General features: G+C 72.6%; 19 protein-coding genes, 1 tRNA gene and 1 other RNA gene. 9 read left to right on the forward strand and 12 right to left on the reverse strand.

The genetic code is table 11. The annotated features are described in order from the left end of the window. Nucleotides 1–77 precede the first annotated feature (77 nt). Complete coding sequence (locus ACXR8F_RS07595; protein ID WP_045190739.1) at nt 78–1,655, reverse strand: helicase HerA-like domain-containing protein; 1,578 nt, start codon at nt 1,653–1,655, stop codon at nt 78–80. Between the two features lie 51 nt (nt 1,656–1,706). On the opposite strand from ACXR8F_RS07595, the gene ACXR8F_RS07600 reads away from it, so the two are divergent. Next, complete coding sequence (locus tag ACXR8F_RS07600) at nt 1,707–2,003, forward strand: type II toxin-antitoxin system VapB family antitoxin (RefSeq protein WP_045190738.1); 297 nt, start codon at nt 1,707–1,709, stop codon at nt 2,001–2,003. Nucleotides 2,004–2,027: 24 nt separating this feature from the next. Beyond that, the gene (locus tag ACXR8F_RS07605; protein WP_458799430.1) at nt 2,028–2,594 is read left to right on the forward strand and encodes a LytR C-terminal domain-containing protein; all 567 of its coding nucleotides are present in this window, start codon (nt 2,028–2,030) and stop codon (nt 2,592–2,594) included. 28 nt (nt 2,595–2,622) lie between these two features. Here the strand turns inward: ACXR8F_RS07605 and ACXR8F_RS07610 are convergent, their stop codons facing one another. The 3 genes from ACXR8F_RS07610 to ACXR8F_RS07620 are packed head-to-tail and all read right to left on the reverse strand — an operon-like array spanning nt 2,623 to nt 5,707. Next, complete coding sequence (locus ACXR8F_RS07610) at nt 2,623–3,663, reverse strand: hypothetical protein (protein WP_458799432.1); 1,041 nt, start codon at nt 3,661–3,663, stop codon at nt 2,623–2,625. Nucleotides 3,664–3,723: 60 nt separating this feature from the next. Then, complete coding sequence (argF, locus tag ACXR8F_RS07615) at nt 3,724–4,743, reverse strand: ornithine carbamoyltransferase (protein WP_458799434.1); 1,020 nt, start codon at nt 4,741–4,743, stop codon at nt 3,724–3,726. 43 nt (nt 4,744–4,786) lie between these two features. Continuing rightward, nucleotides 4,787–5,707 (reverse strand): MBL fold metallo-hydrolase, encoded by a 921-nt coding sequence (locus ACXR8F_RS07620; RefSeq protein ID WP_458799436.1) that lies wholly within the window; start codon nt 5,705–5,707, stop codon nt 4,787–4,789. A gap of 80 nt (nt 5,708–5,787) precedes the next feature. Here ACXR8F_RS07620 and ACXR8F_RS07625 point away from each other — a divergent pair. Continuing rightward, nucleotides 5,788–5,875 (forward strand) — tRNA-Ser (locus ACXR8F_RS07625). Nucleotides 5,876–5,951: 76 nt separating this feature from the next. On the opposite strand, the gene ACXR8F_RS07630 is transcribed toward ACXR8F_RS07625, so the two are convergent. Next, nucleotides 5,952–6,509, reverse strand: coding sequence for a hypothetical protein (locus ACXR8F_RS07630; protein WP_458799438.1), 558 nt, complete (start codon nt 6,507–6,509; stop codon nt 5,952–5,954). A 97-nt stretch (nt 6,510–6,606) separates the two neighbouring features. Here ACXR8F_RS07630 and ffs point away from each other — a divergent pair. After that, nucleotides 6,607–6,703: signal recognition particle sRNA small type (gene ffs / locus ACXR8F_RS07635), an RNA gene on the forward strand. Between the two features lie 18 nt (nt 6,704–6,721). Here the strand turns inward: ffs and ACXR8F_RS07640 are convergent. Beyond that, nucleotides 6,722–7,795 (reverse strand): LacI family DNA-binding transcriptional regulator, encoded by a 1,074-nt coding sequence (locus ACXR8F_RS07640; RefSeq protein ID WP_458799440.1) that lies wholly within the window; start codon nt 7,793–7,795, stop codon nt 6,722–6,724. 75 nt (nt 7,796–7,870) lie between these two features. On the opposite strand from ACXR8F_RS07640, the gene ACXR8F_RS07645 reads away from it, so the two are divergent. Next, nucleotides 7,871–9,109, forward strand: a complete 1,239-nt coding sequence (locus tag ACXR8F_RS07645) for an MFS transporter (protein ID WP_458799442.1) — start codon at nt 7,871–7,873, stop codon at nt 9,107–9,109. Between the two features lie 203 nt (nt 9,110–9,312). Here the strand turns inward: ACXR8F_RS07645 and ACXR8F_RS07650 are convergent, their stop codons facing one another. The 6 genes from ACXR8F_RS07650 to egtB all read right to left on the reverse strand — a co-directional run bounded on the left by ACXR8F_RS07650 (nt 9,313) and on the right by egtB (nt 15,513). Then, nucleotides 9,313–10,506: a GNAT family N-acetyltransferase gene (locus ACXR8F_RS07650; protein ID WP_458799444.1), complete on the reverse strand. Its 1,194-nt coding sequence runs from the start codon at nt 10,504–10,506 to the stop codon at nt 9,313–9,315. A gap of 48 nt (nt 10,507–10,554) precedes the next feature. Continuing rightward, nucleotides 10,555–11,955: a hypothetical protein gene (locus ACXR8F_RS07655; RefSeq protein ID WP_458799446.1), complete on the reverse strand. Its 1,401-nt coding sequence runs from the start codon at nt 11,953–11,955 to the stop codon at nt 10,555–10,557. Then, complete coding sequence (locus ACXR8F_RS07660; protein ID WP_045190729.1) at nt 11,955–12,611, reverse strand: ABC transporter ATP-binding protein; 657 nt, start codon at nt 12,609–12,611, stop codon at nt 11,955–11,957. The genes ACXR8F_RS07655 and ACXR8F_RS07660 overlap by 1 nt, the downstream gene beginning before the upstream one ends. A gap of 76 nt (nt 12,612–12,687) precedes the next feature. Continuing rightward, nucleotides 12,688–13,149, reverse strand: a complete 462-nt coding sequence (locus ACXR8F_RS07665) for a DUF3817 domain-containing protein (RefSeq protein WP_458799448.1) — start codon at nt 13,147–13,149, stop codon at nt 12,688–12,690. Between the two features lie 76 nt (nt 13,150–13,225). Next, complete coding sequence (egtD, locus tag ACXR8F_RS07670; protein WP_458799450.1) at nt 13,226–14,206, reverse strand: L-histidine N(alpha)-methyltransferase; 981 nt, start codon at nt 14,204–14,206, stop codon at nt 13,226–13,228. Beyond that, nucleotides 14,203–15,513, reverse strand: coding sequence for an ergothioneine biosynthesis protein EgtB (egtB, locus tag ACXR8F_RS07675; protein WP_458799452.1), 1,311 nt, complete (start codon nt 15,511–15,513; stop codon nt 14,203–14,205). Before egtB ends, egtD begins: the two co-directional genes overlap by 4 nt. A 184-nt stretch (nt 15,514–15,697) precedes the next feature. Here egtB and ACXR8F_RS07680 point away from each other — a divergent pair, with 184 nt between their 5' ends. From ACXR8F_RS07680 to nicT, 4 genes are all read left to right on the forward strand, one after another. Continuing rightward, nucleotides 15,698–18,445, forward strand: coding sequence for a DNA polymerase III subunit gamma and tau (locus ACXR8F_RS07680; RefSeq protein ID WP_458799454.1), 2,748 nt, complete (start codon nt 15,698–15,700; stop codon nt 18,443–18,445). A gap of 158 nt (nt 18,446–18,603) precedes the next feature. Further along, nucleotides 18,604–19,362, forward strand: a complete 759-nt coding sequence (locus ACXR8F_RS07685; RefSeq protein WP_458799456.1) for a class I SAM-dependent methyltransferase — start codon at nt 18,604–18,606, stop codon at nt 19,360–19,362. 59 nt (nt 19,363–19,421) lie between these two features. Then, complete coding sequence (locus ACXR8F_RS07690) at nt 19,422–20,096, forward strand: lysophospholipid acyltransferase family protein (protein WP_045190801.1); 675 nt, start codon at nt 19,422–19,424, stop codon at nt 20,094–20,096. Nucleotides 20,097–20,155: 59 nt separating this feature from the next. Then, nucleotides 20,156–21,280 (forward strand): Nickel transporter NicT, encoded by a 1,125-nt coding sequence (gene nicT, locus ACXR8F_RS07695; protein ID WP_458799458.1) that lies wholly within the window; start codon nt 20,156–20,158, stop codon nt 21,278–21,280. Nucleotide 21,281 lies beyond the last annotated feature (1 nt).

The raw sequence follows: 21,281 nt of genomic DNA on the forward strand, positions 1-21,281 counted from the left end.
TCACGGTCACCAGCGGCCCGTGCGCCGACGCAGACGTGCCGCGACCGCGCACAGCGGCGGCCCCGTGGGGCCCCCGCTCAGCGGCGGCGGGTGCCGAAGATGCTGCGGGTGATCTCGCGGCCGATGACGGTGCCGGCCGAGCGGAGCATCGACCTGAACGCCGAGCTGCCGGTGACCTGCTGGATGAGGCTGGGCTCCTCCTTGGGGGTGCGCTGCCTCGGCGCGGGAGCGGGAGCCGGGGCCTGAGCGGGCGCCGGCGCGGCCTGCTGGGGAGCGGGCGCCGCCTGGAGACGCTTGGCGAGCAGCTCGTACGCGGACTCGCGGTCGACGACGGCGGCATACTTCGTCTTGAGCTGCGAGGCGTTGATGACGGCGTCCATGGTCGCCTGCGGCGAGGGGTCCATGAGCGAGTTGGGCGCCTTCATCCGCGTCCACGCGACCGGCGTCGGCACACCCTTGTCGGAGAGCACCGTGACGACGGCCTCGCCGATGCCGAGGCTCGTCAGGAGCTTCTCCATGTCGTATGCCGTGTGCGGGTAGGTCGCGATGGCCTGCTTGAGCGCCTTGGCGTCGTCCGGCGTGAAGGCCCGCAGGGCGTGCTGCACGCGGTTGCCGAGCTGCGCGAGCACGCCGGACGGCACGTCCTTGGGCGACTGGGTGACGAAGAAGACGCCGATGCCCTTGGAGCGGATGAGGCGCACGGTCTGCTCGATCGCGTCGAGGAACGCCTTGCTCGCGTCGTTGAAGAGCAGGTGCGCCTCGTCGAAGAAGAAGACGAGCTTCGGCTTGTCGACGTCGCCTTCCTCGGGCAGGTCGTGGAAGAGGTCGGCGAGCAGCCACATGAGGAACGTCGAGAACAGCTGCGGACGGTCCTGCACCTGCGGCAGCTCGAGGCAGGAGATGATCCCCTTGCCGTCGGGGGCGGTGCGCAGCAGGTCGCTCGTCTCGAACTCGGGCTCCCCGAAGAAGGCGCCCGCGCCCTGGTCCTCGAAGGTGATGAGGTTGCGCAGGATGACGCCGGCCGTCGCGCTCGAGAGGCCGCCGAGCTCCTTGAGGTCGGCCTTGCCCTCGTCGGAGGTGAGGTGGCTGATGACGGCGCGGAGGTCCTTGAGGTCGAGCAGCGCCAGGCCGTTCTTGTCGGCGTAGTGGAAGATCAGCCCGAGGCTGCTCTCCTGCGTGTCGTTGAGACCGAGCACCTTGCTGAGCAGGGTCGGGCCGAAGCCGGTGATGGTGGCGCGGATGGCGATGCCGCTGCCCTTGCCGCCGAGCGTGTAGAACTCGGTCGGGTATGCCGTCGCGGCCCACGGCATGCCGACGTCCGTCGCGCGGGCCGTGATCTTGTCACCTCCCTCACCGGGCGTGGCGAGGCCCGACAGGTCGCCCTTCATGTCCGCGAGGAAGACCGGGACACCCTGGTCGGCGAGCTGCTCGGCCATCAGCTGGAGCGTCTTCGTCTTGCCGGTGCCTGTGGCGCCGGCGACGAGCCCGTGCCGGTTGAGCACGCTGAGCGGGATCTGCACCGGCGCGTCGGCGTGGGCCTGCCCGTCGACGACCGCGGCCCCCAGCTTGAGCACCCCGCCCTCGAACGCGTACCCCGCGCGGATCTCGTCGAGCTGGCTGCTGTCGGTGGACTCCGAGGCCGGTGTCTGGGTCACCTGTCGAACTCTAGCCGTCACCCTGACATCTTCGATGTCTATGCTGACCCGGTGATTTTCAAGGCCGTCGGCGACTCCCGACCGTACCCCGACCACGGATTCGAGACGACCAAGGACTGGTCGAACGTCCCACCCCGGGTGGTGCAGCTTGGCGAGCTCATCACCACGAAGAGCACGCTCGACCTGCGCAACCTCCTCGCCGACGACTCGACGTTCTACGGCGACCTGTTCCCGCACTGCGTCGAGTGGGAGGGCCAGCTCTACCTCGAGGACGGCCTCCATCGAGCCTTGCGCGCCGCGCTGCAGCAGAGACCTGTCCTCCACGCCCGAGTCCTCGTACTCTCCTGACACGGCCGCTCGACGGGGGCGCCGATGAGCGAAGGAGGGCGGATGCCGGACGCGGCCAGGGACGCCGGCCAGGACGCTGACCGCACGTACCACGTGCGCCGGCAGCGCCGGTCGGCGATCGTCATCGCGCTCGTCCTGCTCAGCATGGCGGGGGCGTTCTACTACGCCTCCACCTACTTCCGCGACACCACGCCCAAACCCGGCCCGTGCACGACGGTGCCGCCGCAGCAGCCGCTCAGGCCGCTCGACGTCAGTCTCAACGTCTACAACTCGACGAACCGTGCCGGACTGGCGCGGACCGTGGCCAATGCTGCCGCCGACCGTGGCTTCAAGGTCAAGGCCGTGGCCAACGACCCGAAGAAGGCCACGGTCAAGCAGGTCGCCCAGATCCGCTACGGCCCCGAGGGGGCGGCGTCGGCGCGACTGGTCAGAGCCCACGTGCCCGGCGGCGTCTTCGTCAACGACAAGCGCAAGGGTGACACCGTCGACCTGGTCGTGGGTCAGGCGTGGAAGTCCTTCGGCAAGGTACCGGTCGAGGCCGAACCGACGCAGACGCTGCGCCAGTGCCCGACCGTCACCGTCGAGCCCTGACGGTTGGGCGGAGGAGGGGATGGGGACTTCAGGGGGCGTAGGGGATTCGCTTCCAGGAGAGGGTCCGCTCGGCCCCGGGCCGGTTCACGGTGACCTCGAGGAAGTTCGTCGCGTTCGCCTCGCCGTCGACGGTGACCCGCGTCAGGTTGTCGGCCGAGCCACGCACGCCGTAGAAGGTGAGCCACGGCGAGCCTGAGGCGAGGGGATGGTCGACGTTGTAGCGGTGGCTGTCGCCATCAAAGAGGTAGACCTCGCCGTCGAACCGCCCGGACTCATCGGCGATCGCCTGCACGAGCCGGTTGAACGCGGAGCTGCCCTCGGGAGTCGGAGTGAAGGTCGGGTCGAACATGTCGGCCTGCTGGAAGAGCACGACCGCCCGGTCGTGCTTCTGCCGGGCAGCCGCGAAGGTCGAGCGCACGAGGGCGATCGACGCGTCCATGCGGGAGCGTTCCTCGGCGACCTGCTCGGGTGTCGGGCTGGTCTCGCCGATGCCGGACCACGGCATGAGGTCGTTGTTGCTGCCCACGACGTGCAGGGCCGCGATCGACAGGCCTTGGCGCCGGAAGGACACGTTCTCCGGAAAGCCTTGAGCTGCTTGAGATTCCACCTTCATCGGCCTGGAGCCGAGGGTCTGCCCGGGAGAGGCGAAGAACGTGCTGCGCACGGCTTGGAGCCGCTCGAGCGGGTGGTAGCGGCCGGCGGCCGGACGATGGCAGTCGGTCCACTCGTTGTCACCGGGCGCGTAGACCAGTGGTGCGACGAACCGGTCGAACTGGGCCCGGATCATCGCGTTGTACTCGTCGGTGCACGGCGACGAGCCGTTCTTGATGTCGCCGACGTGGACCGCGAAGCCCAACTCGGGCTCGGCGTTGATCCGGTCGACCTTCGACGGGAACGCTGCCACCTCGGCTGCGCCGTAGGGCACGTCGCCGATGACGGCGAACGCGAAGTGCCCCTCCCTGGCCTGACCGGGCGCCTCGGCCGCGGCCGCGGTGCCCGCAGCCAGCGCCGGCAGGGTGAGGAGAGCGGCAGCCGTGGCCGCGAGGGCAGAGGTGCGAAGGATGCGCATGCACCCAGTTCTGCCGCACGCGGGTGAACGGGGAGGGGGTGGCCGGGTGAACGCCTTCCGTCAGAGCAGGGTCATGGTCGCCACCATGAGGGCCTTGATGGTGTGCATGCGGTTCTCGGCCTGGTCGAAGACGACCGAGGCGTCGGACTCGAACACGTCGTCGGTCACCTCGAGCTCCTTGAGGCCGAACTGCTCGTGCACGTCCTGCCCGACCTTCGTCTCGAGGTCGTGGAAGGCGGGCAGGCAGTGCATGAACTTCACCCGCGGGTTCCCTGTCGCCGCAAGCATTTCCGCGTTCACCTGGTATGGGGTGAGCGTCTCGATGCGCTCGGCCCAGACCTCCTTGGCCTCGCCCATCGACACCCACACGTCGGTGTGCACGAAGTCGACGCCGCGTACGCCCTCGGCCACGTCCTCGGTGAGGGTGACCCGCGCACCCGACTCGGCGGCATACCTCCTCGCGATGGCGACCACGGCGTCGGTCGGCCACAGCGACCGGGGCGCGACGATGCGCACGTCCATGCCGAGGATCGCGCCCGTGACGAGGAGGGAGTTGCCCATGTTGAAGCGCGCGTCGCCGACGTACGCGTAGGCGATCTGGTCGTCGGGCTTGCCCGCGTGCTCGCGCATCGTCAGGGCGTCGCAGAGCGACTGCGTGGGGTGCCAGTCGTCGGTGAGGCCGTTCCAGACGGGGACGCCGGCGAAGGCGCCGAGCGTCTCGACGACGTCGTGGCCCGCGCCGCGGTACTGGATGCCGTCGTAGAAGCGCCCCAGCACGCGGGCGGTGTCCTTGGCGGACTCCTTGTGGCCGATCTGCGAGCCGCTCGGGTCGAGGTAGGTGGTGCTGGCGCCCTGGTCGGCGGCGGCCACCTCGAAGGCGCAGCGGGTGCGCGTCGAGGTCTTCTCGAAGACGAGCGCGATGTTCTTGCCGGCCAGTCGTCGCTGCTCGCGACCCTCGCGCTTGGCTGCCTTCAGCTCGGCGGCGAGGTCGAGCAGTGCCCGGAACTCGTCGGCGGTGAGGTCGATCTCCTTGAGCAGGTTGCGGCGGTGCAGCCCCGAGAGGGCGGTGACGGCGGTCATCGGCCGATGCTTTCAGCCGCGGGGCGCGCGCGGCAATCCGGTCTCAACGGGACCGGCCCAGCAGCCAGCGCGCCCGCTCGAGCAGGGCGCGCGCCCGGAGCGGCACGACCACCCGAGGACCGTCCCCGATGCAGAACACGACGTCGTCGAACCGGTGGATGCCCGGGCGGTGGGCGACGGTCCGGAAGGCGTCGCGGACGGCCGCCAGCTGGGCGACGGTCATCAAGGGCGGCGGTTCGTCGGGCTGGTAGCGGGAGCCGAGGGCGTAGTCACGCCCCGGCCGGCCGGTCATCTCGACGTGGCAGCCGAGCACGTGCGTGACCTCCCGATCGCGGGCGAAGGCGACGAGGCGGTCGAGGGTGTCGAGGAGGGCGTCGGAGTCCTCGACGTAGATGCGCCCCGGGTAGACGGTGTCGCCGGTGTGCAGCAGGCCGGTCGTCGGGTCGAGGACGGCGATCGAGGCCGCGTGGTGGCCGGGGATGCCGAACACCTCGAGCACCCGGTCGCCCAGGTCGAACGTGACCACCTCCGCCGGCCAGTCGGTGAAGCCGAAGTGCGCGCGCACGGCTGCGACGTCGTGCCCGACGACGGTCGTGTGGGGCCGGTCGGCGAACGCCGCGTCGCCCGCGACGTGGTCGCCGTGCCCGTGGGTGTGGGCGACGACGAGGCCGTATGCCGTGTCGCGGGCTCCGGCGGGCGCGTGGCCCTCGATGAGCCGGTCGACCGTGCGCCGCAGCTCGGTGCCGTCGACGGCACCGGTGTCGAGCAGCAGCGCCCGCTCGGTCCCGAGGAGCAGGAGGATGAACGGTGCCTCGAAGGTGAGGTCCTTGCTCTGGCGGACGAGGCACGTGCCGGGTGAGAGCTCGTGGACCTGCAGCGGCGGGTCGTGGCGGCGCCGCGGGGACGGGGCGCCGTGGATCCATCGGACGTCGGTGTCGACGGGGACCCGTTCGCGAGGGGGCATGGCCGTGATTCTGCTCCTGCCCGACGTCGTCGGCGACGCCGATTTCTTGTGCGGGGTCAGCCTCCGGTAGCCTGCCCGACGGAGGATTCGCATAGTGGCCTAGTGCGCACGATTGGAAATCGTGTTGGGATAAAACCCTCGGGGGTTCAAATCCCCCATCCTCCGCCAACGCAACAGCCCCGCCGCGCCCCGCGCGGCGGGGCTGTTGCGTTGTGAAGGCTCCCGGTCCGGGGAGGGGCCTCGGTCACTCGTGGCCGAGGAGCAGCTCGCCCAGCAGGAACGCCAGCACGAAGCTGCCGGCGAACAGCGGGAGCATGATGACCGGCAGCGCGCGCTCACGGCGCACCGTCACGGCCCCGACTCCGAGGGCCGCGGCCGCCACACCGAGCAGGAGGCTGACCTCGCCGACGGGCGTGAGGATCAGCGCGACGCCGACGACGACGCAGGCCAACGCTGCCCAGCCGGCAACGCTGCTGGGCAGCACGCTGAGCCGTTCTCCCCGGGCGTGGACGACGCGGACGACCACCATGACCAGGGCCAGGAAGAGGAGCGCGAAGCCGGCCGTCCAGCACACCTCGGCCGCGGTGGAGTCCGGCACCAGGAGGGCGACGGCCGCCACGACGAGGCCGGCGACCCCCAGCCCGATCGCAGCTCGGCGCTCCCGACGCTGTCGGGGAGGCGAGGGCGGGTCCGGGCTGAGTGGCTCGTTGCGGGGCTTGTTGCCGGGCTCGTTGCGGGGCTCGTTGCGGGGCTCGGGGCGGTGCTCGACGGTCGACATGACGACCTCCTTCGGTGCCTCCACGCTCGCCGACCTCCTCGGGACGGCGCCAGAGGCCAAGGTCCTCGGCCCGAGCAGGGGCCGGATTTCCGGCTGACCAAGGCGGCGGCATACACTCGCTGTCGGCACCCCGCGTGGTGGTACCTCTCCGAACTCCCCCAGGGCAGGAATGCAGCAAGGGTAGGAGAGCTCTTCCAGGTACGCGGGGTGTCCCTTTTCCCGGGGGGTCACCCTCGTCAGGGGGGAGGGCCCGTCGTCGTGCCTTCACGCAGCGAGACGGGAGCGGTGGCGCTGCGCGGTCGCGCGCCGTCGAGGCGGCGGCGCACGAGCCGGCCGATCATCCGGCCCCGCTCGCGGCCCCGCTGGTCCACCGTGGTGATGCGGTGCGGCAGCCACGGCAGGTCGACGCCGTCGAAGCCGGTCACGCTGAGGTCGTCGGGGACGCGGAGACCCAGCTCCTCCGCGGCGATGATGACTCCCGCCGCGATGACGTCGGACTGGGCGACGATCGCCGTGGGCCGGCGCGACTCGGGCACGTCGAGCAGGGCCCGGCCGGCGACGATGCCGCCTTCGACCGAGGAGCCGTCGCTCGTCTGGACGACGGTGGCGTCCGGCCCGAACACGTCCCTGAAGCCGAGCAGGCGTCCGATCGACGGGATGCCGGCGTCCTTCTCGACCGCGAGCTCCTCGCGGACCGGGCCGGGCTCGCCGGTGCCGGCCAGCGGCATGGCCACCGACGCGACCCGCCGGTGCCCCAGCGCCTGGACGTGTCGCGACACCTCGGCGAACGAGCCGCGCTCGTCGATGCGCACCTGGGTGATCCGGCGGTCGGCGGGCACACCGGTGCTGAACATCGGTATGCCGCGTGCTGCGAGGTGCTCGACGGCGGGCTGCTCGCCGGGACCGCAGAGCGAGAACACGAGGGCGTCGAGGGCCAGTCCGGCGAGCTGGGGGACGACGGATGCCGGGTCGCCGCTCGGCTGGGCGAGCAGCAGCATGCCGGTCGGCACCCGCTCGAGCTCCTCGGCGAGGCCGTCGAGCACGGCGACCGCGAACGGGTCGCGGAACGCCTGCTGGAGGCGGCCCTCGACGAGCACGGCGACGGCGCCGGCCCGGCCCTGTCGCAGCGAGGAGCCGAGGGGGTTCGGACCGGTGAAGCCGAGCTCGGCCGCGGCGGCCCGGACGCGCTCGGCGGTGGCCGCGGCGACGGGCCCCTTGCCGCTGAACACGAGCGAGGCCGTCGACACCGAGACGCCGGACCGCTCGGCGACGTCGCGGAGCGTGGGGCGGGCTTGACCTGCGGCGACCATGGGGGCATGCTATCGAAACGATTCGAGTCGAAACGATTCGAGAGTCGTGCAGACCGTACCTGAGAGGCTTGTCGCATGTCCGCCGCCAGCGCCCCGCCGGCCACCACCGTCCGCACCGCCCGGACCGCCCGGACTGCCGTCTTCACGGCGTTCGCCATCAACGGCGCCGCCTTCGCGGCCTTCGCGTCCCGCGTGCCCGACCTCAAGCACGAGCTGGCGCTGTCCGCCGGAGAGCTCGGTGTCACCCTGCTCGCGGCATCGCTCGGCTCGGTGCTCGGACTGCCTCTCTCCGGCTGGATCGTGCACCACCTCGGCGCGGCTCGCACGCTGCTCGGGGCGGCCCTGACCCAGGGCGCCGGCCTCGTCGCCGTGGGCATCGGCGTCACCGAGCTGCAGAACCGCGGCGTCGTCATGGCCGGGCTCTTCCTCGTCGGCATCGGCACGGGTGTGTTTGACGTCGGCATGAACCTCGAGGGTGCCTCCGTCGAGCGGCTCTTCGGTCGCGCGATCATGCCGCACTTCCACGCGGCTTTCAGCGGCGGCACCGTCGTCAGCGCCCTCGTCGGAGCCGGGCTGTCGGCGCTGCAGGTGTCGATCGCTGCTCATCTGGTCGGGGTCGTCGTGATGCTCCTGCTCGTCACGCCGTGGTTCCTCAAGGCGTTCCTGCCCCGCTCGGTCGAGGTCGACGAGGAGGGCAGCGAGGTCAAGCAGAAGGCCGGCATCGGCGCCGCCTGGCGCGAGCCGCGCACGCTGCTCATCGGCGTCGTCGTGCTCGCGGCGGCCTTCACCGAGGGCACCGCGAACGACTGGGTGGCCGTCGCGCTGTCCGACGGTTACGGCCTCGAGCGCTGGCTCGGCGTCGTCGGCTTCGCGGTGTTCCTCACCGCCATGACCGCCGGTCGCCTGCTCGGCACCCGGCTGCTCGACCAACGCGGCCGCATCCCCGTGCTGCGGGTCCTCTTCGTCTCGGCCGTCGTCGGCTGCGTGCTCGTCGTCTTCGGCGGCCCGGTGCTGGCCTTCGTCGGTGCGGCCGTCTGGGGCGTCGGCGCGAGCCTCGGCTTCCCGGTCGGCATGAGCGCGGCCGCGGACGACCCGGCACGCGCCGCCGCTCGCATGAGCGTCGTCTCGACGATCGGCTACACCGCGTTCCTCGCCGGACCACCCCTGCTCGGCTTCCTCGGCGACCACGTCGGGGTGCTGCGCTCGCTGCTCGTCGTGGGGGCGATGGCCGTCATCGCCCTGCTGGCCCTGCCGGCCGTCCGCGAGCCCGAGCCGGCCGCGGCCTCGCCCGAGAAGACGACCCGCCCCGCCTGACCCGCCCACCCAGCCCGATCGAGAGAACGCTCCGTCACTGCTGCACGCGGTGACGGGGCGTTCTCTCGATCGGGCTGGGGGCTGCGTGTGAGCGCCGGCAGGCGTACGGAGCGTTCTCTCGATCGGGAGGGTGTGCGTGCGTCTTCGATCCAGAGAACGCCTCGTCACCGAGGCCCTGATCGCTTTCTCGATGGTGGGTGGGTTCAGAAGTACTCGGTGATGTAGGGCGTCGAGGCGAAGACGGCGTCGAGGGCGGCGTCACCGTCCGGGGAGCCGCCCGAGGCGAGGCCGGCCTGGCGCAGGCGCGACACCGACCACCCGCACCACAGTGCCGAGAGTCCCCGGGCGCCGACCCGCAGCGCGGAGGCATCGGCCGCCTCGTCGCACGTGGCCGTGCCGCGCCCGGCAGCCACCGACAGCGTCCACGCGCCGGAGTTGACCGGAGCCTCGGTGTCGTCGACGACGAGCGCGGCCTCGACCGCGGCGTGGGCCGCGAAGCCCCGGGCCCCGAACGCTGCGGTCAGGTCGACGACCCGGCCCATCCACGGCGTCTGGCGCACCTCGCTCGCCGCCATCCCGCCGACGGCGAGCGTCACCGGGTCACGCGGGTCGAGGTAGGTGTGCACCGTCGGGGCCGCGGACGACCCCGATCCCACGATGCCCCAGAGCGCCGCTGCGGACTCGACCGAGCCGGCCACGAGGTGCTCGACGGTGACGGCGCCGTCGGACAGCTCGTAGACGACGAAGCCGTCGTCGGCGACATAGCTGATGAGCTCGTCGCGCTCGAGCATGCCGCGGAACGTCTCCGCGGACGGGACCATCGGGCCGCTGGCGCCGTGCCGCACCTGGGCCTCGCGCGTGAGGCCCTCCATCAGCTCGGCATCGTCGGGCGTCGCCGGGCGCACCGCGGATGCGCCTGTGCCGGTGGACCGCCCGGCAGCTGCCGAGCCGACGTCGCGGAGGAGGTGGCCGGCATACGTGGTCCTCGTCTGGGTGCCGCCGATCTCGTAGCCCGAGCGGCGGTAGAGCGTCGCGGTCGTCGGGAAGAGGCACGACACCACGTCGCCGAGCTCGCCCATGCGCGTGACCAGGGCCCGGGTGAGGGTGGTCGCCACGCCGGCGCCGCGGGCGCTCGGCTCGACGTAGACCCCGGCGACGCCGCCCATGCGCAGGTGGCGGCCGCCCCAGGCCTGCTCGAAGGGCCGGATGCGACCGGCGCCGAGCACCCGGTCGGACTCGTCGACCACCGCGAGCATGCGGCCGCCCAGCGTCTCGGCCGAGACGCGCCGCCACCAGTCCTCGCCGCCGATGCCGAGCGGACCGAACGACCGGTTGCGGATCGAGAGGATGGCAGGCAGGTCCGCCTCGACGACGTCACGGGTGCGCAGCTGGCTCATGGGCCCGAACCCAACCACACACGAGGGGCGGCCGCGAGCCGTTGCCGCTCAGGCCCGGTGCAGGTAGGTGAGGCGCCGCACCCTGGAGAACGCCCACGCCAGCAGCCCGTAGGCGACCCAGCTGATGACGGCCAGCCAGGAGTAGCGGCCGGCCTTGGTGAGCACCGCCACGAGCGAGCCCATGACGACCACGACGAGGGCCGGCATGGCGTACCAGGCGACGACCATCTGCGGCTGCAGGGAGAACGTCGGCGACCCTCGGAACGCGGCCATGACGTTGCCGGCCACGACCAGCACGAGGACGAGCAGCAGGGAGAGCCCGGCGCTCGCCGGCACCGGTCCGAGGAACGCCGCCACACCCGCCCAGACCCCGAGCACGACCGCGGTCAGCGCGGTCGGCGTGACAGCGTGCGCCGCCGCCTCGATGACCTCGTTGGCGCCGAGCAGGGAGGGGACACCGACGTTGTCGGCCTGCAGCCGCAGCCCCTCGGCCCACGCGCCGAAGCCGAGGTAGAGCGGCAGGAGACCGATCGTCGCGGCGATGCTCGGCGCGGCCGGCTGGACGAAGGCCCAGGTGACGATGGCGCCGCCGAGGGCGGTGAGCCCGAGCCCCGAGAGGAAGGCGCCGGGGGTGCGGCGCAGCCCGAGCACGTCCCGACGCACCAGCACCCCGAAGGGTCGGCCGGCGCGCAGCCTCGCCGTACGCCCGTGGTGCACCGGCCGGGTGAGGGCCAGTCGTGCGGTGCGCAGGTTGCCGGTGAGCGCCGACCCCGCGAGGGTCGACGTGTTCGCCGAGTGGGCGCGCAGCGACTCGGCGTGCAGCTCGCGCAGCGCGTCGGGAACCCGCCAGAGCAGGCTGAGGCTGCGGTCCGGCCCGGGCCAGGAACGCACCTGCGACCACAGCCACAGGCGGCTCGCGAGCACCCCGAGGGCCGTGCCGGCCACGGTCGTCGCCGCCATCGTCACGAGCCCGGCGACGCCGGCGAACGCGAGCCCGGCCCCGATGGTCAGCCCGCTCAGGGCTCCGACGAAGAGCCCGCCGGCGGCGGCGTACCGCCACCACCGTCTCAGTGCCAGGGCGCGGTCGAGGGGCGCACCCAGCACGAGATCGATCCACGGCATCGGCGGCACCACCGGGCCGCGGAACCGCCCCGCGAAGACGACCGCCCCGAGGAGCGCGAGCACCGACGCGACGAGCAGGGCCACCGCGACGGGGGAGCGCAGCTGCTGCCCCAGCCGGGCGGCATCTGACGTGCGGAACACCGTCTGCGCGATGGGGAACCCGTAGACGAGGGCGCCGAGGAAGAGGACGTAGCCGGCATACAGGCCCTGCCGTCGGGCCTTGCGCGCGGCCCCGCCGCCGATCACCCAGTCGGCCTGCCCCAGCAGCTCGTGGTCGTCGTAGTCGACGTCGAGGTGCTCGGCCCCGTCGCGTGCGTCCGCCGGCATCAGCGCGCGGGGACGACGTCGACGACGTGGTCGGCGAGGCTCGCCGTGAGGTCCGGGTCGTGGCAGGCCATGACGACCGTCGTGCCGCCCGACGTGCGCTCGCGGATGAGCTCGGCGACGACCTGGCGCTTCGTCGTGTCGAGCCGCTGCTCCGGCTCGTCGAGCAGCACGACGGACGAGGGCCGCGAGAAGGTCAGGGCGAGGCGGAAGAGCTGCTCCTGGCCCGACGAGAGCTCGTGCGGGAAGCGGTCGTCGAGGTGGGCGATGCCGAGCCGGTCGAGCAGCGCGAGTCCGCGGTCGTCGGACGTCGCCGGCTCGCCGCCCCACGTCGAGTCGATGAGGACGAGGTGGTCGATGAGGGTGAGGTCGCGGTAGGTCGTCGGGGCGCCCAGCAGGGCGGCCACGGCGGCGCGCACCGCCCGGTCGCGCTCGTCGGCCTCGCGGCCACCGATCGTCGCGGTCCCCGTGGTGGGCACGAGCAGGCCGCCGATGATGCGCAGCAGCGTCGTCTTGCCCGACCCGTTGGGGCCGCGCAGCACGACGCACTCGCCGGGGTCGGCTCGCACGTCGGTGGGCAGCAGCAGGGCGGTCTCGTCGATCGTCTTGCCGACGCCCTCCGCGCGGACCTCGCCACTCAGCACCGCGACCGCGGCCATCTCGTCTCCTCGCCGTCCAGCCGTGGCTCGGTGCCAGGCTCACGACACCGTATGCCGTCTGGCTGGGTGGGGAGTGTCAGCCCTGCGTGCCGACGGGCGGCCCCACGACCAGGGCCACGCCGGTGAGGGCGAGGACGGCGACCACACCGACACCCACCGCCACGAGCGGCCGGGCGAGCAGGGCCGCGACCGCGCGCTCTGCCGGGTTGGACGGCGTCTCGCCGTCGCGGCCGAGGCGCCAGCCGCCCTCGAGCCGGCCTCGCCGCTCGAGGCTGCGCTCCCACCAGACGGTGAGGAACGGGGGCACGGCGCTGAGCAGGCCGAGCACGCCCTCGCGAGCGGTCCAGCGCTGGTTGACCCAGAGCAGGAGCGTGACCAGGCAGTAGGCGATGAAGACGACGCCGTGGGCCAGGCCGAAGACCTTGACGCCGAGCTCGGTCGTCTTCGTGACGTACTTGAGGACCATGCCGAGCAGCAGCAACGCCCAGGTGACCACCTCCGCGGCGGCGAGGCGGCGGTACAGGGTGCGAGGGGTCATGCGGGGCGTCTCCTACGTCGTGTCGTACTCGAGGCCCCAGTCTCACCCACGCCCCGCCGGATCGCCCAATCGGCCCTCAGCCGTCGCGGCGGGCGAGGGTGAGGGCGAAGTCGCCGTCGGGGTCGGTCCACCCGCGCTCGACCGTGAAGCCCGCGGCGCCGAGCTCGTCGCGCAGGCTCTCGGGCCGGAACTTCGTCGAGATCTCGACCCGGATCTCCTCGCCGTGCGCGAGGTCGAAGACCAGGTCGGCGCCCGGGATCGTGACGCGCTGCGGCATGTCGGCGCGCAGCCGGAGGTCCATGCGCTCCTGCCGGGGGTCCCAGAACGGCACGTAGGAGAAGGCGTCGACGTCGAAGTCGGCGCCCAGCTCGCGGTTGAGCACCCGCAGGCAGTTGGTCACGAACTGTGCCGTGACACCGCGGCTGTCGTCGTAGGCGGCGATGAGCCGGTCGGCGCTCTTGACGAGGTCGGTGCCGAGCAGGAACCAGTCGCCCGGCTCGAGGCTGTCGTGCAGGGCCCCGAGGAAGGCCGCCCGCTCCTCGACGTAGAAGTTGCCAATGGTGCCGCCGAGGAACGCCACGAGGCGCCGGTCGCCCCGCGGCAGGTGCCCGAGGTGCAGCGTGAAGTCGCCGACGAGGGCCTCGACCCTCAACGACGGGTAGCGCTCGGAGAGCATGGCCGCGGCGTCACGCAGGGTCTGCTCGGAGACGTCGACCGGGACGAACCGCTCCAGGCGGCCCGTCGAGGTGAACGCGTCGAGCAGGGTGCGCGTCTTGTCGCTCGTGCCGCTGCCGAGCTCGACGAAGGTCGTCGCGTCGCACGCCGCCACGATGTCGTCGGCGTGCGACCGCAGGATGGCCCGCTCGCGCTCGGTCGGGTAGTACTCGGGCAGGCGGGTGATCTCGTCGAAGAGGTCGGAGCCCGCGTCGTCGTAGAGCCACTTCGGCGGCAGGGTGCGCGGCTGCGACCCGAGCCCGCGGCGTACGTCGGAAACCAGTGAGCCTGCGGCCCAGTCGGGGTCGAGCGCCACCGTCACGACCGGCTCGCGGCGCGTCACGACCGCACCCCGCCGTCGGCGAGACGCACCCCGGACAGCGCCCATCGCGAGCCCGGTGGGAAGAAGTTGCGGTAGCTGGCCCGGGCGTGGCCGGCAGGCGTCAGCGCGCAGCCGCCGCGCAGCACCATCTGGCCGGACATGAACTTGCCGTTGTACTCGCCGATGGCGCCTGCCGGTGGGTGGTAGCCGGGGTAGGCGAGGTACGCCGAGGACGTCCACTCCCAGCAGTCGCCGTAGACCTGGCGCAAGTGCCCGGTCGCGGGACCGGCCGGGCGGGGGTGGAAGCTCTGCAGGTCGGCGAGGTTGGCGCCGCTCGAGGGCGGCTCGGCCTGCCCGTCGGCGATCACCCCGTGCTCCCACTCGCCCTCGGTGGGCAGCCGCTTGCCGGCCCACGTGGCGTACGCGTCGGCCTCGTAGTGGCTGACGTGGCTCACCGGCAGCCCGGGGTCGACCGGGCGCGTGCCGCTCAAGGTGTGCTCGAACCAGACGCCGTCGTGCTCGCGCCAGTAGAACGGTGCGCGCCAGCCCTCGGCGCCGACGCGGGCCCAGCCGTCGGAGAGCCACAGCTCGTGCCGCTCGTAGCCGCGGTCGGCCATGAACTCGAGCCACTCGCCGTTGGTGACGAGACGGTCGGCGAGCCGGTAGGGCTCGAGCCACTGCTGGTGCAGCGGCAGCTCGTTGTCGAAGGAGAACCCGCCGCCGCGGTGCCCGACCTCGACGAGGCCGCCCTCGACGTCGACCCAGCCGAGCGAGTCGGGCTCGGACGGCGTGAGGGGGGTGCCGGCATACGCGGGCTGGAGCGGGTTGACCGAGAGCACGTGCTTGATGTCCATGAGAAGCAGCTCCTGGTGCTGCTGCTCGTGGTGGAAGCCGAGCTCGATCGTGGAGACGAGCTTCTCCAGAGCGCCGCCGTCGAGGCGGGTGACGATTTCGCGCATGCGGGAGTCGACGTTGTCGCGGTAGAGGCCGACGTCGTGGGCGCCGGGACGCGTGATGTGGCCACGCTCGGCGCGGGAGTAGCGGGGTCCGACGCCTTCGTAGTAGCTGTTGAAGAGGAACCAGTACCGGTCCTGGTAGGGCGTGAACGACGGCTCGTTGTCGGCGAGCACGAACGTCTCGAAGAACCACGTCACGTGCGCGCGGTGCCACTTCGTCGGCGACACGTCGGGCATCGACTGGACGGTCTGGTCCTCGGGAGACAGCGGGGCTGCGAGGCGTTCGGTGTGGGTGCGCACCTCGTCGTAGCGAGCCACCAGGGTGTCGGCGTCCCAGCTCGAGGGTGTGGCGGGGAACAGCGGATCGGGCATCGGGACCTCCTCCAGGCGGTCGCTGACGGTGCGCGTCGCACCCGGGCCGCAGTGTTTCCGACCCTAGGTCGGCCCGCCGACAGTCACCACCCGATTCGCGGCTCGACCACGAACCGTCGGGTCGTGTTCACCGGCCGGATTCACCGGGCAGACCGGCGTCGGCCCGGACGGTTAGGGTTCCGGCATGGCCACCGCCCTGTACCGCCGCTACCGGCCCGAGAGCTTCGCCGACGTCATCGGGCAGGAGCACGTGACCGAGCCGCTGATGCAGGCGCTGCGCACGGGACGGGTCAACCACGCCTACCTCTTCAGCGGTCCGCGTGGCTGTGGCAAGACGACGAGCGCCCGCATCCTCGCCCGCTGCCTCAACTGCGAGCAGGGGCCCACGCCCGAGCCATGCGGCACGTGCCAGTCGTGCACGGCCCTGGCGCGCGGCGGCCCCGGCTCGGTCGACGTGATCGAGATCGACGCGGCCAGCCACGGCGGCGTCGACGACGCCCGTGACCTGCGCGAACGCGCCTCCTACGGCCCCGCGCAGAGCCGCTACAAGATCTACATCATCGACGAGGCGCACATGGTGACGCCGCAGGGCTTCAACGCCCTGCTCAAGATCGTCGAGGAGCCGCCCGAGCACGTGAAGTTCGTCTTCGCGACGACCGAGCCCGAGAAGGTCATCGGCACCATCCGCTCGCGCACGCACCACTACCCGTTCCGCCTCGTGCCGCCGGCCAAGCTCTCCGCGTACATGGAGCGGCTGCTCGAGTCCGAGCACGTCGCCGTCCAGCCGGGGGTGCTCAGCTTCGTCACACGCGCGGGGGGCGGTTCGGTGCGTGACTCGTTGTCGGTGCTCGACCAGCTCATCGCGGGTTCGGGCGCCGAGGGCCTGACCTACGACGGGGCGGTGTCGCTGCTGGGCTTCACCGACGGCGAGCTGCTCGACAGCACCGTCGACGCGCTCGCGGCAGGCGACGGCGCAGCCACGTTCCGCCAGATCGACAAGGTCATCGAGTCGGGCCACGACCCGCGCCGCTTCATCGAGGACCTCCTCGAGCGCCTGCGGGACCTCATCATCGTCGCGGCCATCCCCGACGGCGTCTCCCAGGTTCTCCGCGGCGTGCCCGAGGACCAGCTCGAGCGCATGCGCGTCCAGCAGGCGGCCTTCGGCCCGGGTGCCCTGTCACGCGCGGCCGACATCGTCAACACGGGGCTCACCGAGATGACCGGCGCCACCGCGCCGCGCCTTCAGCTCGAGCTCATCTGCGCCCGCATCCTGCTGCCCGGCTCCTCGGGCGAGCAGGGGTATGCCGCCCGCCTCGACCGGCTCGAGCGCCGCCTCGACGTCGGTGGCGTCCCGAGCGCCTCCGGCGGCTTCGGTATGCCGTCCGGCCCGGCGCCTGCGTCGCAGCCGGTTCCTGCGTCCTCGGGTTCGGCGCCGGCGGGGGTGAGCGCTCCTGCTCGCACCGTCTCCGACTACACGCCGCCCTCGAGCGGCGCCACCGGTGGCCCGTCCCACGCGGCCGGCGGCATGGGCGGTGGCGGGCGGTCGAACGTCGAGGCCGTGGTCGGGCGTGCGTCCACGGGCGCCGGCGCCGCTGCATCGGCGGGGTCCGGGCCCGGTGACGCCGGACGGGTCGACGCGGCACGCGCAGAGGCCGGGGCCCCGCCCGTCGTGGCGCCGCAGGAGTCCGTCGGCGGTCCGTCCGCCGCCGACTCCGGCGCGTCTGGGTCCCAGCACCTGTCCGGTACGAGCGGAGACGCCGGAGGGGGAGCGGCCTCGGCAGGTGCTCCGGCGCCCGGCGCCGGGGTGGCTGCGCCCACCGAGGGCGGGTCCGGTGCCGCAGCAGGCTCTCCCGGTGCGTCCGGTGCGTCCGGCGCGTCCGGCGCGCCCGGGTCAGCCGCGGCGCCGGCGGGTTCCGGCGGCGGCATGGACACCGACGCGATCCGCCGGGCCTGGCCCAACGTGCTGGGCCGCATCTTCACGATGCGCCGCCTCACCTGGACGTTCGTCTCGCAGAACGCCCAGGTCACCTCGTTCGACGGCCGCACCCTGACGCTCGGCATCGCGACCGCGGGCCTGACCCAGACCTTCCGGGCCGGCAACCACGCCGACATCGTGCGACAGGCGCTCATCGACGAGCTCGGCGTCGATGCCGTCGTCGACGGCGTCCACGTCGAGGCCGCCCAGCAGGCCCCCGTGGCGCCGCCTCCGGGGTCCGTCCCGACCGGGCCCCCCGATCCCGAGCCGTCGGCCGAGCCGGCCGCTCCCACAGCGGCCGATCCGGCCGGCAGCGACGCCTCGCGCGGGTCGTGGGGTGATGCCGGCGCGGGTCATGAGTCCGCCCGCGCAGCGGGCGAGCAGCAAGGCGGCGGCTCAGCACCCGGCAGCACCGGACGCGGCGCCTCGGCACTCGCCGACTCGGGGCTGAGCCCGACCTCGGGCCGCTCTCACGAGGAGAACGCCGGCTGGGGCGCCCCCACGGGGCCGGCACCCGACTGGGCGACCGGACCTTCGACGCCGGAGCCGGCAAACGACACACGGCCGAGCCCCGGTGCCCCCGGCTCGTCCTCGTCCGGGGGTCCCGGACCCGCATCGGCGGTCGGCGCGGGCACGGTCCGGCCGCCGGACTCTCGAACCTCGGGATCTGCGGCGCCGGCAGCTCCGGCACCTGCGGGCGCCGCGAGCGGGTCGGTCGACGGGGCTCCCACCGACTCGGCGCTGCGCGGAGCGAGCGCCGTGCGGGAGTCGTTCGCCCAGGCTCGTTCGCGTTCGGCGTCGTCACGTTCGTCGGACGACGACGAGCCACGTCAGCCGGTCACCGACGACTCGGCCGTGAGCGACGACGACGAGGACATCGAGCAGTCCAACGACATCGGGCGAGCCGTCATCGAGAAGGTGCTCGGAGGCCGCGTCGTGCAGGAGCTCGAGGACTGACCCTCCGCCGTCAGCGAGCCGGCCCGTGCCGCGAGTCGGTCGCGGCACCACCGCAGCAGGCGTCGCGTCCCGGGCGCGACCGCGGCGAGCGCCGACTGCCGTTGTGAGCGTTGCGGATTCGGGGCTCGCACCGACCCTGCCGGCGGTACGTTCACAGGGTGACCTTCGAGGTGGCAGCGGGCTCGTACAACCGCTTCATGGGGCGGTACTCGCACCTGCTGGCCGAGCAGTTCGCCGACTGGGCCGGAGTGTCCGCGCCCAGCCGCGCGCTCGACGTCGGCTGCGGTCCCGGAGCCCTGACGCGGGTGCTGGTCGAGCGGCTCGGTGTCGACGGCGTCTCGGCGATCGACCCGTCCCAGCACTTCCTGGCGGCCCTGCGCCAGGCGTTCCCCACTCTCGACGTGCAGACGGGCACGGCGGAGCGGCTGCCCTATCCCGACGACCTCTTCGACCAGACGCTCGCCCAGCTCGTCGTCCACTTCCTCACCGACCCGGTCGGCGGCTTGCACGAGATGGGCCGGGTCACCCGGCCCGGCGGCACGGTCGCCGCCTGCGTCTGGGACCTGGGCGGCGGCAGCGGGCCGCTCACGACGTTCTGGCAGGCGGCCCGCGATCTCGACCCGGACGTCGTCGACGAGTCGCGGCTGCCCGGCGTCAACGAGGGCGAACTGGCCCGGCTCTGCGACGAGGCCGGTCTCACCAAGATCGAGCAGACGACGCTCACGGTCAGCGTCGAGCATGCGAGCTTCGAGGACTGGTGGGAGCCGTACACGCTCGGTGTGGGTCCGGCCGGCGCGCACGTGCAGGCGCTCGACGACGCCGGCCGGGCCGCGCTGCGCGAGCGGTGCCGCGCGCTGCTGCCCGCGGCGCCGTTCACCGTGACCGCGAGCGCGTGGACGGTGCGGGCGCGGGCCTGAGCTGCTGCGATCTCGGACGCCTCACCCGCGCACCGGAGCTCGCCCCTAGGCTGTGGGCCATGTTCTACAGCCTCGGGCGGAACCTCCTGTACCCCCTGTCCCATGCGCTGTACCGCCCGACGATCGAGGGCAAGGAGAACATCCCCCGCGAAGGGGGAGTCATCGTCGCGAGCAACCACCTGTCGTTCATCGACTCGTTCGCCATCCCGCTCGCCTCGCCGCGGCAGGTGCGCTTCCTCGCCAAGGAGGAGTACTGGACCGGCCCCGGTGTCGGCGGCCTGCTGCGCAAGGGCTTCTTCAGCGCGGTGGGCATGGTGCCCGTCAACCGTCACTCGGCGACGGCGGCGCAGGAGAGCCTCGACACCGCACTCGAGGTGCTCAAGGCCGGTGACGCCTTCGGCATCTACCCCGAGGGCACGCGCTCGCGCGACGGTCGGCTCTACCGCGGCCGCACGGGCGTGGCGTGGCTCGCGCTCACGGCGCAGGTGCCGGTCGTGCCCGTGGGGCTCATCGGCACGGAGAACATCCAGCCGGTCGGGGCGCGCTTCCCGAAGCTGGCGAAGGTGACCGTGCGGTTCGGTGAGCCGATCGGGGTCGAGGAGTACGCCGGTATGCCGGCCGGCAAGGCGCGTCGCCTGCTGACCGACCGCGTCATGGACGCCATCGCCGCGCTGAGCGGCCAGGAGCGTGCCGACACCTACAACGAGGTGCCCGCGGGCGAGCCGTCCGCCTGACGTCCTGAGCGCGCACCCGCGTCTTGCAGATGCGACTGGGTCGCATCTAGCGTGGGGTGGTGACCGCTCCCCTCGCGACCGACGCGCGACCCGCGAAGGGGTCGCGCCTCGCGCGGCTGACCCGCGAGGAGCGTCGCAGCCTCGGCGGCATGGCCGCCGTCGTCGCGCTGCTGCACGTCTTCGGCTGGGGCCTGCTCGTCCTCGTCGTCGCCCCTGCGGAGTACCGCGTCGCCGGCCAGCTCTTCGGCGTGGGACTCGGCGTGACGGCATACACCCTCGGGATGCGGCACGCGTTCGACGCCGACCACATCGCCGCCATCGACAACACGACCCGCAAGCTGATGGGCGAGGGCCAGAAGCCGATGAGCGTCGGCTTCTGGTTCAGCCTCGGCCACAGCTCGGTCGTCTTCGTCATGGTGATGCTGCTCGCCCTCGGCATCCGGGCGCTCGCCGGCGCGATCGAGGACGACGGGTCGACGCTGCAGCAGGTCACCGGGGTCTGGGGCACCACCGTCTCGGGCGTCTTCCTCGTGCTCATCGGTCTGATCAACCTCGCCGCCCTCGTCGGCATCCTCAAGGTCTTCCGCCGGATGCGCGCGGGCCACTTCGACGAGGCCGAGCTCGAGCGGCAGCTCGACAAGCGCGGCTTCCTCAACCGCATCCTCGGCCGGGTCACGCGGACGGTGCGCAAGCCGTGGCACATGTACCCGGTCGGGCTGCTCTTCGGCCTCGGCTTCGACACCGTCACCGAGGTGGGCCTGCTCGTCATCGCCGGTGGCGCGGCCGCCGCCGACCTGCCCTGGTATGCCGTGCTCGTGCTGCCCGTGCTCTTCGCCGCGGGCATGTCGCTCCTCGACAGCCTCGACGGCTCGTTCATGAACGTCGCCTACGGCTGGGCGTTCAGCCGGCCGGTGCGCAAGATCTACTACAACATCACCGTCACGTCGCTGTCGGTCGCGGTCGCCCTCGTCGTCGGCGTCATCGAGCTCGTCGGGCTGCTCGGTGACAAGCTCGGGGTGACCAGCGGACCCGTCGCCTGGATCGGGTCGGTCGACCTCGCCGACGTCGGCTTCTGGATCGTCGGGCTCTTCGTCGTCACCTGGCTCGTCGCGGTCGCCGTCTGGAGGCTCGGCCGGGTCGAGCAGCGGTGGGAGAGCGCCCTCGCCGACGGCCCCGCGCGCTGAC

Source organism: Terrabacter sp. AAH1 (assembly GCF_054456855.1).

Bases quoted from the DNA above. Each gene is read 5' to 3' on its own strand.
- ACXR8F_RS07605 (WP_458799430.1), top strand. From the start codon at position 2,028: ATGAGCGAAGGAGGGCGGATGCCGGACGCGGCCAGGGACGCCGGCCAG.
- ACXR8F_RS07610 (WP_458799432.1), bottom strand. From the start codon at position 3,663: ATGCGCATCCTTCGCACCTCTGCCCTCGCGGCCACGGCTGCCGCTCTC.
- argF (WP_458799434.1), bottom strand. From the start codon at position 4,743: ATGACCGCCGTCACCGCCCTCTCGGGGCTGCACCGCCGCAACCTGCTC.
- ACXR8F_RS07620 (WP_458799436.1), bottom strand. From the start codon at position 5,707: ATGCCCCCTCGCGAACGGGTCCCCGTCGACACCGACGTCCGATGGATC.
- ACXR8F_RS07640 (WP_458799440.1), bottom strand. From the start codon at position 7,795: ATGGTCGCCGCAGGTCAAGCCCGCCCCACGCTCCGCGACGTCGCCGAG.
- ACXR8F_RS07645 (WP_458799442.1), top strand. From the start codon at position 7,871: ATGTCCGCCGCCAGCGCCCCGCCGGCCACCACCGTCCGCACCGCCCGG.
- ACXR8F_RS07650 (WP_458799444.1), bottom strand. From the start codon at position 10,506: ATGAGCCAGCTGCGCACCCGTGACGTCGTCGAGGCGGACCTGCCTGCC.
- ACXR8F_RS07655 (WP_458799446.1), bottom strand. From the start codon at position 11,955: ATGCCGGCGGACGCACGCGACGGGGCCGAGCACCTCGACGTCGACTAC.
- ACXR8F_RS07660 (WP_045190729.1), bottom strand. From the start codon at position 12,611: ATGGCCGCGGTCGCGGTGCTGAGTGGCGAGGTCCGCGCGGAGGGCGTC.
- ACXR8F_RS07665 (WP_458799448.1), bottom strand. From the start codon at position 13,149: ATGACCCCTCGCACCCTGTACCGCCGCCTCGCCGCCGCGGAGGTGGTC.
- egtB (WP_458799452.1), bottom strand. From the start codon at position 15,513: ATGCCCGATCCGCTGTTCCCCGCCACACCCTCGAGCTGGGACGCCGAC.
- ACXR8F_RS07680 (WP_458799454.1), top strand. From the start codon at position 15,698: ATGGCCACCGCCCTGTACCGCCGCTACCGGCCCGAGAGCTTCGCCGAC.
- ACXR8F_RS07690 (WP_045190801.1), top strand. From the start codon at position 19,422: ATGTTCTACAGCCTCGGGCGGAACCTCCTGTACCCCCTGTCCCATGCG.